The organism is Pseudomonas mosselii, from assembly GCF_019823065.1.
Lineage (GTDB): Bacteria > Pseudomonadota > Gammaproteobacteria > Pseudomonadales > Pseudomonadaceae > Aquipseudomonas > Aquipseudomonas mosselii.
In genome coordinates, this window is record NZ_CP081966.1 from 3,478,761 (window position 1) to 3,491,312 (window position 12,552).

At 66.1% G+C, this 12,552-nt stretch carries 14 protein-coding genes; 7 read left to right on the plus strand and 7 right to left on the minus strand.

Annotated elements, in window-relative coordinates:
• Positions 1-14 precede the first annotated feature (14 nt).
• Positions 15-290, minus strand: a complete 276-nt coding sequence (locus K5H97_RS16090; protein ID WP_028690727.1) for a DUF2790 domain-containing protein — start codon at positions 288-290, stop codon at positions 15-17.
• A 219-nt stretch (positions 291-509) separates the two neighbouring features.
• On the opposite strand from K5H97_RS16090, the gene K5H97_RS16095 reads away from it, so the two are divergent.
• From K5H97_RS16095 to K5H97_RS16115, 5 genes are all read left to right on the plus strand, one after another.
• Complete coding sequence (locus tag K5H97_RS16095; protein ID WP_028690726.1) at positions 510-1,250, plus strand: response regulator; 741 nt, start codon at positions 510-512, stop codon at positions 1,248-1,250.
• Entirely contained in the window at positions 1,247-2,533 is a 1,287-nt protein-coding gene (locus K5H97_RS16100) for a sensor histidine kinase (protein ID WP_028690725.1), read from the plus strand. The genes K5H97_RS16095 and K5H97_RS16100 overlap by 4 nt, the downstream gene beginning before the upstream one ends.
• 130 nt (positions 2,534-2,663) lie before the next feature.
• Positions 2,664-3,362 (plus strand): AzlC family ABC transporter permease, encoded by a 699-nt coding sequence (locus tag K5H97_RS16105; protein WP_028690724.1) that lies wholly within the window; start codon positions 2,664-2,666, stop codon positions 3,360-3,362.
• On the plus strand, positions 3,359-3,673 hold the full coding sequence (locus tag K5H97_RS16110) for an AzlD domain-containing protein (RefSeq protein WP_028690723.1): 315 nt from the start codon (positions 3,359-3,361) through the stop codon (positions 3,671-3,673). Before K5H97_RS16105 ends, K5H97_RS16110 begins: the two co-directional genes overlap by 4 nt.
• Positions 3,670-4,503 carry an AraC family transcriptional regulator gene (locus K5H97_RS16115; protein ID WP_028690722.1) on the plus strand — a complete coding sequence of 278 codons (834 nt, stop codon included), beginning with the start codon at positions 3,670-3,672 and terminating at the stop codon, positions 4,501-4,503. The genes K5H97_RS16110 and K5H97_RS16115 overlap by 4 nt, the downstream gene beginning before the upstream one ends.
• Here the strand turns inward: K5H97_RS16115 and K5H97_RS16120 are convergent.
• Positions 4,463-5,272, minus strand: a complete 810-nt coding sequence (locus K5H97_RS16120) for an AraC family transcriptional regulator (protein ID WP_051555678.1) — start codon at positions 5,270-5,272, stop codon at positions 4,463-4,465. The two genes, K5H97_RS16115 and K5H97_RS16120, sit on opposite strands and share 41 nt — an antisense overlap.
• A 108-nt stretch (positions 5,273-5,380) precedes the next feature.
• Here K5H97_RS16120 and K5H97_RS16125 point away from each other — a divergent pair, with 108 nt between their 5' ends.
• On the plus strand, positions 5,381-6,532 hold the full coding sequence (locus K5H97_RS16125) for an MFS transporter (RefSeq protein WP_028690721.1): 1,152 nt from the start codon (positions 5,381-5,383) through the stop codon (positions 6,530-6,532).
• Positions 6,533-6,547: 15 nt separating this feature from the next.
• Positions 6,548-6,775, plus strand: coding sequence for a hypothetical protein (locus tag K5H97_RS16130; RefSeq protein ID WP_023630605.1), 228 nt, complete (start codon positions 6,548-6,550; stop codon positions 6,773-6,775).
• A gap of 77 nt (positions 6,776-6,852) precedes the next feature.
• On the opposite strand, the gene K5H97_RS16135 is transcribed toward K5H97_RS16130, so the two are convergent.
• The 5 genes from K5H97_RS16135 to K5H97_RS16155 form a co-directional block, all read right to left on the minus strand.
• Positions 6,853-7,335 carry a copper chaperone PCu(A)C gene (locus tag K5H97_RS16135; protein WP_028690720.1) on the minus strand — a complete coding sequence of 161 codons (483 nt, stop codon included), beginning with the start codon at positions 7,333-7,335 and terminating at the stop codon, positions 6,853-6,855.
• Positions 7,336-7,944, minus strand: coding sequence for an SCO family protein (locus K5H97_RS16140; protein WP_028690719.1), 609 nt, complete (start codon positions 7,942-7,944; stop codon positions 7,336-7,338).
• A gap of 290 nt (positions 7,945-8,234) precedes the next feature.
• Positions 8,235-8,819, minus strand: a complete 585-nt coding sequence (gene nfuA / locus K5H97_RS16145) for a Fe-S biogenesis protein NfuA (protein ID WP_023630602.1) — start codon at positions 8,817-8,819, stop codon at positions 8,235-8,237.
• 57 nt (positions 8,820-8,876) lie between these two features.
• Positions 8,877-9,911 carry an acyltransferase family protein gene (locus K5H97_RS16150; protein ID WP_028690718.1) on the minus strand — a complete coding sequence of 345 codons (1,035 nt, stop codon included), beginning with the start codon at positions 9,909-9,911 and terminating at the stop codon, positions 8,877-8,879.
• Between the two features lie 190 nt (positions 9,912-10,101).
• On the minus strand, positions 10,102-12,402 hold the full coding sequence (locus K5H97_RS16155; protein WP_028690717.1) for a fatty acid cis/trans isomerase: 2,301 nt from the start codon (positions 12,400-12,402) through the stop codon (positions 10,102-10,104).
• Positions 12,403-12,552 lie beyond the last annotated feature (150 nt).

Sequence of the window (12,552 nt, forward strand, 5' to 3'; positions counted from 1 at the left end):
GCTTGCCGCGCGCCTTAGTTGTCATGGCAACCACTGGTGGCGTAGGAGCGATACTCGACACTCTGCGGCTTGCCTTGGGAATCGAGGTAGTCCATGCGGGTCTGCACCGGTCCGCAGGCATTGCTGCGCTCGTCCTTGACCGACAGCACCTTCTTGACGTCCAGCCGGTCGCCGTAGCGGTATTGCATCACGCTGGCGTCATTGAGCGAGCTGCTGCTGGCCTGGGCAGCCAGGGAGCCAAGGCCGAGCACGGCGAACAGGGCGGCGCTGGCGAGGGTCTTGATAGTCATGGCGTGTCTCCTGATACGAGGTCTTGTGTGGGGAGGCTTCACTCCCCGGTCGAGAGCCATTTCACGCCTGCCAGGTATCCCGCTTGTGTCCGCCCAGTGCCCTTCGTGCTTCTTCCTGTATCTGTGCCGCCAACAGATACACTGCAATACAAACCTGGGCAGGCAAGTCCGGATCCGCTCGGTACACTGCGCCCATTCCCCACGTACAAGGACATCCCGATGGAACACGCCGATCACATCCTGGTCGTCGACGACGACCGCGAGATCCGCGAACTGGTCGGCAACTACCTGAAGAAGAACGGCCTGCGCACCAGCATCGTTGCCGATGGCCGGCAGATGCGCGCCTTCCTGGAAAACAACGCCGTCGACCTGATCGTCCTCGACATCATGATGCCCGGCGACGACGGCCTGCTGCTGTGCCGCGAACTGCGCGCCGGCAAGCACCGCAACACGCCGGTGCTGATGCTCACCGCGCGCAACGACGAGACCGACCGCATCATCGGCCTGGAGATGGGCGCCGACGACTACCTGACCAAGCCGTTCTCCGCCCGCGAGCTGCTGGCGCGGATCAACGCCGTGCTGCGCCGCACGCGCATGCTGCCGCCGAACCTCACCATCAGCGAAAGCAGCCGGCTGATCGCCTTCGGCCAATGGCGCCTGGACACCACCGCCCGCCACCTGCTCGACAACGAAGGCACCCTGGTGGCGCTGTCGGGCGCCGAGTACCGCCTGCTGCGGGTATTCCTCGACCATCCGCAGCGGGTGCTCAGCCGCGAACAGTTGCTCAACCTCACCCAGGGCCGCGAGGCGGACATTTTCGATCGCTCCATCGACCTGCTGGTCAGCCGCCTGCGCCAGCGCCTGGGTGACGACGCCCGCGAACCCACCTGCATCAAGACCGTGCGCAGCGAGGGCTACGTGTTCTCGCTGCCGGTACAGCTGCTGGAGTCGCCGGCATGAAATGGCCGCGCACCCTGGCCTCGCGCCTGGCCCTGATCTTCTTCACCGGGCTGGTGCTGGCCTACGGCCTGTCGTTCAGCCTGCAAGCCTACGAACGTTTTATCAGCAGCCGCTCGATGATGCTCAGCAACCTGGAGCTGGACGTCTCGACCTCGGTGGCCATCCTCGACCGCCTGCCCGCCGCCGAACGGCCGGCCTGGCTGTCGCGCCTGGAGCGGCGCACCTACCGCTACCGCCTGGACGGTGGCCTGCCCGGCGAAGCCATGCCCAGCGCCGACCCACCCATGGCCGCCGAATCCATCGTCAAGGCCATCGGCGACCGCTACGCCCTGACCTTCCAGGAGATTCCCGGCCCCAACGCGCACTTCCAGGCCCACCTGCGCCTGGCCGACGGCGCGCCGCTGACCATCGACGTCACCCCCGCCCCGGTACCGGTGGCCACCTGGCTGCCGGTGGTGCTGCTGATCCAGCTGGCGGTGCTGCTGGCCTGTACCTGGCTGGCGGTGCGCCTGGCCATCGGCCCGCTGACCCGCCTGGTCCAGGCGGTGGACAACCTTGATCCGAACAGCCCCGGCCCGCAGTTGGACGAAAGCGGCCCGCGCGAGGTGCGCTACGCCGCCGTGGCCTTCAACGCGCTGCAGGCGCGCATCGGCGCCTACCTCAAGGAACGCATGCAGCTGCTCGCTGCCATCTCCCATGACCTGCAGACGCCGATCACGCGCATGAAGCTGCGCGTCGAACAGATGGACGACGGCCACGAGAAGGACAAGCTGGCGCACGACCTGGACGCCATGGAGCACCTGGTGCGCGAAGGCGTGGCCTATGCCCGCAGCATGGACAGCGGCACCGAGGCGCCATGCCGGGTCAACCTCGACGCCTTCCTCGACAGCCTGGTGTTCGACTACCAGGACAGCGGCGCCCGGGTGGACCGCCACGGCAGCGCCCAGGCTACCCTGCAAACCCGCCCCCATGCCCTGCGCCGGGTACTGGTTAACCTGGTGGACAATGCTCTCAAGTTCGCCGGCGCCGCGCAGCTCGAGGTGGGCTGCGAGAACGGCGTGACACTGATCCGTGTGCTCGATGATGGCCCGGGGATTCCCGAGGCGGAGCTCGACGACGTGCTCAAACCGTTCTACCGGGTCGAAGGCTCGCGCAACCGCAGCACTGGCGGCACCGGACTGGGACTGGCGATCGCCCAGCAACTGACCCAGGCCATGGGCGGCAGCCTGACCTTGCGCAACCGCGCCGAAGGCGGGCTGTGCGCGCAGGTCGAGCTGCGCTGAAGCCACAACCGCGGTCTCATACAGGGATTGCGCAAAGCTTGGGGAGCGGCGACAACAAAGCAAGATCGTTCAAGCCACCCTCGGAGCTGTCTGTCATGCTGGCCTGCCCTGTCGATTCGTTGTCGTTCCCATGTCCAGCCCTCCGCTCGCCCGCCACGCCTTTCTCCATGGCGCCATCGCCATCCTGCCGCTGTCCTTGGCCGTCGCGCCCTGGGGCCTGCTGGCCGGCTCCATGGCCATCGAAGCCAACCTCAGCGCCTGGCAAGGCCAGGGCCTGTCGGCCATTGTCTTCGCCGGTGCCGCGCAACTGGTGGCCATCGGCATGCTCAAGGGCGGCGCCAACCTGCTGTCGATCCTGCTCACCACCCTGCTGCTGACCTCGCAGCACCTGCTCTACGGGCTGTCCATGCGCCCGGTGATGTCCGGCTTGCCGACCCGCTGGCGCCTGGGCCTGGGCTTTCTGCTTACCGACGAGTTCTTCGCCCTGACCAGCCACCACGACCAGCAGCAGTTCAACCGCTGGTACGCCCTTGGGGTCGGCCTGACCTTCTACGTGGCCTGGAACCTGTTCACCCTCGCCGGCATCATCCTCGGCCAGAACATTCCACATCTGGACCAGCTGGGCCTGGACTTCTCCATCGTCGCCACCTTCGTTGCGCTGATCGCGCCGCTGGTGCGCAACCTGCCGACCGTGGTGTGCGTGGCGGTGTCGCTGTTCTGCTCGGTGCTGTTCAGCTACTGGCACTGGGAAACTGCCCTGGTGGCAGCCGGCCTGCTGGGCATGGCCGCCGGGTTCGTCTGCCAGAAATTCTCCGGAGGCCGCTCATGATCTGGCTGCTGATCGTCGCCATGGGCGCGGCGGTGTTTCTCAACCGCTACGCCTTCCTCGAACCACGCCTGCCGCTGCGCCTGAGCTCCAACGCGCGGCAGTTCCTCGGCTTCGCCGTGCCCGGCATGCTCACCGCGATCTGCGGGCCGATCATCTTCCTGCCCGGCCACCAGCTTGAGTTGAGCCCGCTCAACCCTTACCTGCTCGGCTCGGTGGTGGCGATCGCCCTGGTGCTGTTGACCCGCAGCGTATTGCTGAGCATGCTGGCGAGCATGCTGATCTTCTTCCTTCTGCGCAGCTGGCTGGCATGAGCACGCCCCTGCGCGAACAGGCCCACCTGTGGCAGGCGCCCGCCCTCGGCGACGTCGAGATGCTGCACGCCCGCTACATCCAGCAGCGCTTCGCCCCACATGTGCACGAAGGCTACGTGTTCACCGTGATCGAGTCCGGCGCCCAGCGTTTCTGGCACCGCGGCAGCGAGCATTTGGCGCCGGTGGGCAGCATGGTGCTGATCAATCCCGACGAACTGCACACCGGCGCCACCGCCCACGAGGCCGGCTGGCGCTACCGTGGCTTCTACCCCGAGCACGAGCGGGTCAGCGGCGTGCTCGACGAACTGGAGCTTGGCCGCCACGGCCTGCCCCGGTTCAAGGACAGCGTGATCCAGGACCCGGCCCTGGCCGCCGCCTTCAGCCAGCTGCACAAGCTGTCCGAGTCCTGCGCCAGCGCCCTGGAGCAGCAGACCGCCTGGCGCCAGGCGGTACTGGCGCTGGTGCAACGCCATGGCCACTGCGCCGAACCCGCCGCCCCCGGCAACGAGCCACTGGCCGTGGCTCGTGCCCGCGAGCTGCTGGAGAGCCAACTGGCCGAGCCGCCCTCGCTGGAAGCCCTGGCGGCGGCGGTGAACCTGTCGCCGTTCCACTTCGCCCGGGTGTTCCGCCAGGCCACCGGCCTGCCGCCCCACGCCTGGCTCAAGCAGCGCCGCCTGGCCCGCGCCCGCGAGCTGCTGCGCAGCGGCCTGCCGGCACTGGAGGTCGCCGTGACCCTGGGCTTCGCCGACCAGAGCCACCTCAGCCGCCAGTTCAAGCAGGCCTATGGCGTTACGCCGGGGGCCTATCGCCAGGCCTGTCTGGGCCTGTAGCCGCGCCACGGTTCCAGGCCCCTGGCGTGGTGCCGGTCATGCCGCGGAAGAAGGCAATGAACGCACTGTCGCTGGCGAACCCCAGGTCGTCGGCGATAGCGCCCAGTGGCCGCTGCAATGCCAGCTGCTCCAGCGCACGCAACAGCCGCCACTGCTGGCGCCATTGCTGATAGGACATGCCAGTGTCCCGGCGCAGCAGGCGGCTGATGGTCTTCTCGCTGGCACCGACTTGTTGCGCCAGTTCACCCAACGCCGGCGGCAGGCGCTCGAGTCGCTCGACCAGCCCGGCCAGGCGCCTATCGCCAGGCAATGGCAGGAACATCGGTTGGTGAGGTGCAAGGCGCAACTCACCCAGACACAGCGCCAGCAAATGCGTTTGGTCGCCTTGGTCCCAGGCCGTGTCGAACGGCGCCTGGGCGATGCGTTCGAGCAGTTCGCGCAGCATCGGGTTGACGCTGATGATCGTCACCTCGTCGGGCAGCCCCACGCTGAGCGCGGTGCTGAAGTAGAGCGAGCGATAGTCCACCGTTTCGCGCATGCGCGCGCGGTGCTCCAGCCCTGCCGGAATCCACGCTGCCTGGGTCGGCGGCAACAGGCACAGGCGCCCGGGCGTCTGGATACGCACGCAGCCCTGACGGGTGAACAGCAGCTGTCCGCGGCCATGCCGGTGGCGCCCGGAGTCGTGGTCGCCCAGGGCCGAGCAGATGCCCACTACCGACGCATCGAATGCATCGGGATCGAAGTGGGCGTCGGGGGCTAACCAGGCCATGGCAGTAATTGTCCGATTTCAACGATAGATCAGCAGAGTCGCGATAATAGCCCACGGCACAACGTCCCTACCATGACCATTCGTTTGTGCTGCAAGGCATTCACTCCCATGCTTTCCCGTTCCTGGTTGGCCCTGGCCACCGCCCTGCTGATGTTTCCTCAGGTTGCCGAAACCCTCTACAGCCCTGCCCTGGTCTCCTTGGCCGAAGCATTCGCCGTCAGCCCTGCCCAGGCTTCGCTGACCCTGTCGCTGTATTTTTTCGCCTTTGCCGCCGGGGTGCTGGCCTGGGGGCGTGCCTGCGACCTGTGGGGGCGGCGCCCGACCATGCTTGCCGGGCTGCAGCTCTACGCTGGTGCAGCACTGGCAGCGCTGCTGGCGACCGACTTCAGCCAACTGCTGCTGGCGCGGATCGTGGCGGCGTTCGCCGCAGCGGTGGGCTCCGTGGTGACCCAGACCGTCCTGCGCGATCGCCATGCCGGCCCTGATCTGGCCCGGGTGTTCTCGTTGATCGGCGTATGCCTGGCGCTCAGTCCAGCGCTGGGGCTGATGAGCGGCGCCTGGCTGGACCGGCTGTTCGGCTATCACGGCGTACTCGCCAGCCAGTTGCTGATGGCCGCGCTGCTGCTGGGCTGGAGCTGGCGTGGACTGCCCGAGACACGCCCCGCCACGCAGGCAACGCCCGCGTTCGGTCAGGTGCTGCGGCGCCTGCTGCGTGACCGTCGTGTGCTGTTGGCCAGCGCCCTGGTGGCGGTGTTCAACATCAGTGTGTTCAGTTGGTACAGCTTGGCGCCGTTTGTTTTCGAGCGCCTCGGTGCCAGCCCGTGGATGGGCTACTCCGGCGCGGCGCTGGCGCTCGGCTCGCTGCTGGGCGCGCGCCTCAATGCATGGTTGCTGCAACGCGGGGTGGCCATGGCGTGCCTGTTGCGCCTGGCGTGCCTGCTCGACCTGCTGGCGGCGCTGGCACTGTTGGGGCTGGGCGACAGCCTGTGGACGGTGCTGGCCATGGCCTTGGTGATGTTCGCCTTCGCCATGGCGATTCCGCTGGTGCTGGGCTCGGCGCTGGTCGACTACGCCGACTGCCGTGGCACGGCGGGTGCGTTGTTCGGCTTGTTCTACTACCTGCAGATCGGAGCGGGACTACTGCTGGCGGGTGCTTGCCAGGCTATGGGGGGGACGCTGTTTGTCTGTGCGATGGCGGCCTGGGCACTGGCCATCGGCTACGAGCAGCCTGGCCGGGCGCTGCTACACTCAAGGGGCTGAATGGAGGATCGCGTCATGTCCGAACGAGAAATCACCACGCTCCTGTCGCTGATGAGCCAGCGCCAGGCCTGCCTGAGCAGTGCCTGCAAGGAGATCGCCGACTGGATCGACCGCCAGGGCGATGTGCCTGCCGCCGGGAAGATCCGCGCCAGCCTGAAGGCGCTGGAGGCCGAGGATGCGCAAGTGCGCAAGACCCTGACTTCGCTGAACATCGAGCGGCCGCTGCCACGTTTTCGTAGCTGACCGCCGAAAACCATCGCGGGTCAAGCCCGCTCCCACCGATCGCGTGGAAGCGGGCTTGACCCGCGATGGTGGCTGTATCAGTGGTTCATGTGCATATGGTCATGCCCGCCGCCAGCCTCGGCGTTGAGCGCACGCACCGGCGCCTGCACCTGCAGGGTTTCCTTGGCGCCCTTGGCATCCTCGATGGTCAGGGTCAGCGGCACCTGCTCGCCTTCCTTCACCTGCTGGTTCAGGCCCATCAGCATCACGTGGTAGCCGTTCGGGTCCAACTTCACCGCCTTGCCCGCCGGCAGATCGACCGCCTTCACTTCACGCATGCCCATCACATCGCCGTTCATGGTCATCTCGTGCACCTGCACGGTCTTGGCCACGGGCGAGGCGACGCTCACCAGCTTGCTGTCGCTGCTGGCGGTCAGGGTCATGAAGGCGCCGGTCGACTGCTGGTGCGGCACGCTGGCGCGGACCCAGGCGTCGCTCACGGTGGTCTGGGCGAAAGCCGGCAGGGCCATGCCCAGCAGGGCCAGGGCGGCCAGGCCGCGTTTGATCGGTTGCATCGACATTCAGCAGATCTCCATCAGGGTGACCAGATCTTCGGCGCATTCCTTGGCATTCAGGGAATGGCCCAGGCTCAGGCGCAGGGTGCCACGCGTATCGTAGACGTAGCTGGTGGATGAGTGAGAGATGGTATAGGTGTCGCCGGCCGGGACCTTTTCGTAGAACACCTTGAACTCGCGGGCCACCTCGGCGATTTCCTCGGGGGTGCCGGTCAGGGCGACGATCGACGGGTCGAAGGCCTTGGCGTAGGCGTCGAGCACTTCGGGGGTGTCGCGCTCCGGGTCCAGGGTGATGAATACCGGCTGGAACAGCTCGCGGTCACGGCCCCTGAGGATCTTCCTGATCTGGACGATCCGCGCCAGCGCGGTCGGGCAGACCGCCGGGCACTGGGTGAAGCCGAAGAAGATCATCGGCATCGAGCCGTAGAAGCTCGACAGGGTGCGCTCGTTGCCTTGAGTGTCCTTGAGCTTGAATTTGCGCCCTAGGATCTCGTTGCTCATGTTCTTGCCGTACTTGAAATCCAGACCCCGGGCCGGGTTGCAACCCGCCAGCAGGCCAAGCCCCAGTACGCCCATCCCGGCGACAACCGCGCGCCGGGTCAACAGATCATTCATGGAACCATCCTTTACAGGGAAGGTGCCGACCCCTGGGATGGGCCGGCCAGAAAACCGGGGCATTCTGTCACGCTCCCCCCGCACCATCCACCCGACATCCGACCAATCGGGCTGCAGCCCTTTGTTTACGGGGCGCGACCGGTTGTCGCAGGGGTTGAATCCGTAACACTTTGTTGCTAGGGGTCAATGCACACACCTGAAAAGCATCGCGGGGCAAGCCCGCTCCCACGCTGTGCCCCAGGTATGCCCTAGGCGTGGGAGCGGGCTTGCCCCGCGATTGGAAAGACGCCTTAGTAGTAGGCGTTTTCCTTCTGGCTGTGGTCGGTCACGTCACGTACGCCCTTGAGCTCCGGAATGCGCTCGAGCAGGGTACGCTCGATGCCTTCCTTCAACGTCACGTCGGCCTGGCCGCAGCCCTGGCAGCCGCCGCCGAACTGCAGCACGGCGATGCCGTCGTCGACCACGTCCACCAGGCTCACGGCGCCGCCGTGGCTGGCCAGGCCGGGGTTGATCTCGGTCTGCAGGTAGTAGTTGATACGCTCGTTGATCGGGCTGTCTTCGTTGACCATCGGCACCTTGGCGTTCGGCGCCTTGATGGTCAGCTGGCCGCCCATGCGGTCGGTGGCGTAATCGACCAGCGCGTCCTCGAGGAACGGCACGCTGACCGCGTCGAGGTAGGCGGTGAAGCTCTTCAGGCCCACCGGCTGGTCGTCGGGCTTCTCCTCGCCTGGCTTGCAGTAGGCGATGCAGGTCTCGGCGTAGGTGGTGCCCGGCTGGGTGATGAAGATACGGATGCCGATGCCAGGCGTGTTCTGCTTGGAGAGCAGATCGGCCAGGTAATCATGGGCGGCGTCGGTAATGGTTATAGCGCTCATGGAAGTTCCTCACAGACTTGCCAGCAGTGTACGCCAACCCGGCCCTCGAACAAAGTCCTAGTATTTGACTCGGGATAGCACCAGCGCAGGCTCCACGGCGCCACGCCCCGCGAATCCGGCCTTGAGCCGCCCGTACAGGCCACGCTCCAGCCAGTGGTAACTAAGCCACGACATTAGTCCGATTGACGGTACGCACAAGGCGAATACCAGGTACGGGTTCAAGTGCAGGTGTTCGCTGGCGAACAGCCCGCCGTACAGCACCAGCACATGCACCAGGTACACCGAATAGGAGCAATCGCCCAGCGCCTTGAGCACCCGGTTGCCCTTGAAGTAGCGCTCCAGGGCGATGAACGCCAGTACCACCAGGGCGCTGGGCAGGCCCCAGTGCAACAGGCGTTGCGAGGCGTCCAGGTGATACAGCGCATACCCCGCCACACCCAGCAGCCCCAATGGCAGCCACAGGCCCTGGCGAATCAGCCCGCGGCGGCACAGCACGCCCAGGCCGATGCCCAGCAGGAACTCGTAGACGATGTCGTTGCTGTAGAAGCGGCTGAGCACGCCGAGGCGGGCCAGCACCTCGCTGACCAGCAGCAGCGCCCCCGTCACCAGCAGCAGGTGATGACGCTGGCGCACCAGGAACGCCAGGCCGAACAGCAGGTAGAAGAACATCTCGAAGTTCAGCGTCCAGCCGACGTTGAGGGTCGGGTACAGGCCGTAGCCGCCCGGATTCTCTGCCGGGATGAACAGCAGCGACAGCAGCAGGTGCTGCCATTCGAACACCTGGTGCGGCATCCAGCGGCTGGCGACCAGCATCAGCGCGGCCATCAGCAGGGTGTAGAACCAGTAGGCAGGCACGATGCGCAGGACGCGATTGAGCAGGAACTGCGCGGGCGCGATGTCCTTGTCGCGGGTCGAAAGGTAGATCACCAGGCCGCTGATGACGAAGAAAATGTCCACCCCTACCGCGCCGCGATCGGCGAGCAGTTGGCCGACAGGGCCGGTAGCGTTGAAGTCGAAGAAGATCTGCATGAAGTGGTGGCAGACCACCACCCAGGCGGCGAATGCCCGGAGAGCCTGAAGCGAGTACAGCATGAAAAACCCTGCGATCGTCGATGCATTGAGGCCCGGCGAGCGCTTCGCGCTCGTTTCGCCGGCAAGTCGGCTCCCACTGGGATAGCGCACGTCTGTGGGAGCCGGCTTGCCGGCGATGGGCTGCAAAGCAGCGCCAGGGCCTACCCATCGATTCCGACCGCATGGGTGCCGAAAAGATCAGGCCAACCGATCAGAGGTTCTCGTAGCGGTTCATGTCCAGCACGCCGGCCTCTACCGGCTCGGTTTCCTTGATGTAGCTGTTCAGGTCATGGAAGTAGCGCCAGAACTCGGGGTGGCTGCGGCGAACGCCCCAGCGCATGACGATGCGCTCGAACTTGGCCGTGTCGTCCCGCGCCGCCTCCATGTCCTCGACGAACTCCGGCACATCGGCCACCGGGATGTTGAAGATGAAGTTGGGATAGCTGCTGAGCACGCCCGGGTACAGGGTCAACGTGTCCAGCCCCGGCTGGTAACGGTAGGCCTCGCCAAGCAGGAACGCCACGTTGCTGTGCGCGCGATTGCGCAGCAGGCTGTAGACCTGGCGCTGGCCGCCCTGCCCTTCGATGCGCAGCATGGTCGCCTCGGGCAGTTGCCCGATCACCTTGAGCCCTGCCGCCGGGCGCGACACCAGGCGGCTCAGCGACTGCTCGGCGTCACGGAACTCCGTGGGCAGGCCGGACCGCGAGCAATAGGCGCCCTGGCAGCGGTTGATCGGATCCGGCGCGGCGTTCAGGCTGCCGGTGCGTTGCAGCAGCTTGAGGCCGAAGTCGCGCTTGGGATCGTGCTTGTCCAATTTCAGCGCGCTCGGAGTGCTGGTGTCGATGTCCTCGTAGTCCATCCACATCTTCACCTTGCCGCTGTTCTGGTACCAGTCGCCGAGGATCTCGCCACGCTTGCCCGCAGGCATCAGGCGCAGGAAGTTGATCTCGGCGCCGTTGCGGATCAGGTCGAAGTACAGCCGTGTCTGCAACTGGTGCGAGACATTGCCGAACACATCGAAGTTCACCGCCAGCTGGTAGTAGGTGCGCTCGAACAGCGGGTAGTCGAACAGCCACATGGTCAGCGGCACGTCACCGATCAGGCCCTTGGTCACCGAGGCGCTGTCGAAGTGGCGGAAAATGCTCAGCAGTGCGTTGTCGTTGCCGGCCCACAGGGTCGACCAGCTTGGCGCCGGCTGCTCGGCATAGGCTTCGCGACGCAGCGCCTCGTACTCGTTGCGCTTGTCGCGGTAGGCGTGCCACAGGCTCAGCACGCTGCCAACGTCATCGATCTGCCCGGGCATCGCAAGCAACGGCGTGGCCTCGCCCCGGTACTTGGCGTCGGTGATGTACAGGTCGTGGGCCGGCTCCTGGAACAGCGCCCAGAAGTTGTCGCGGATCACGTCGGTGGCGATCTGCCCGCGGCACACCGGGCCGCGAATGAAGGTGCGGACGAAGTACTCGGCGTTGTCCAGCATGAACTGGTAGCGGGCCACCGCCGGGATCGCCTCGAAGGTCTCGAACGGGTTGGCGCGGTGGCGCGGGCCATAGCCGGGCAGCGACGAGGCATGCCAGTCGCCGCTGTAGAACAGCTGCTTGACCCGCTTGAGCTTCTGCGGCCCCATCGGGTAAGTGATGTGGGTCTTGTGGACGATCACGCCCTGCACCGGAATCAGCCGGTAGTAGAAATCGGTGCCCGGCGGGTCGTTGGGCCGGCGGGTGGCGATCAGGTCCACCGGCTGGCCACTCGGCGTGCGCGAGCGCACCCATTGGAAGAAGTGTCCGGGCTCACCGCCGACGAAGTGGATGTGCGCGAGGAACAGGTGCTCGTACAGCCAGCGGCCGACCAGCGCCTCGGTAGAGCCCGGGCGGTTGAGCAGCTCTTCCCAGTCGGCGATCTGCTTCGCCTCGACCGCGCTGGGCTGGATTGGCGTCTTTTCGACCGGAGCCCCGGCTGCCAACCAACGCTGCAGGGTCTGATACTCCTGGTCGGTCAGGCCGGTGACCGCCAGCGGCATGCCCTCTTTCGGGTGGGCGCCGGCGTAGGCGTCGAACTCGTGGGGCAGCGGGCACATGTTGTTGCGGTTGAGCCCCAGGACGATCTCTTCGGGCAGCTTGGCATTGGGCGTGAGCGGGGTCTTGTGGCCCAGTTCGAGCATGCGCGCCATCAACGCCGCCTGACTGCCCTGCTTGTCCAGCACCGAGTAGAAACCCTGCTTGCGCCAGCCGGCTTCGTCGCGGGCATCGTAGAACAGCCGCGTGGTGGGCACCGCCTGGCTGCGTTCGCCTTGGTAGACCGGCACCTTGGAAGCGCCGCGCTCGGCGCCCTCGGCGCTGCCCAGGTTGAGTTGGCAGGCTGCATCGTTGCAGGCGTGGCAGGCCACGCACTTCTCGGTGAAGATCGGTTGGATATCCCGGGTATATGAAATCGTCGGGCTCGATTGGGGGGCCTGCCCGAACGCCGCGCCACTGAGGAGCAGGGCGAAGGCGCTGGCAAGTATGCGATGCAACATGTGCCGAATGTCCTGGTTCTTGAAAGCCATCACGATGTGCCTGGCGGGTCCTGAGGTGTTGGGGGGCGCCGCGCCAACATGAGGGAAATTCATGCAAATGGGCGATACGCCTAAAATCCGTGCAGCTTTGTTATTATTCGGCACCTTCTG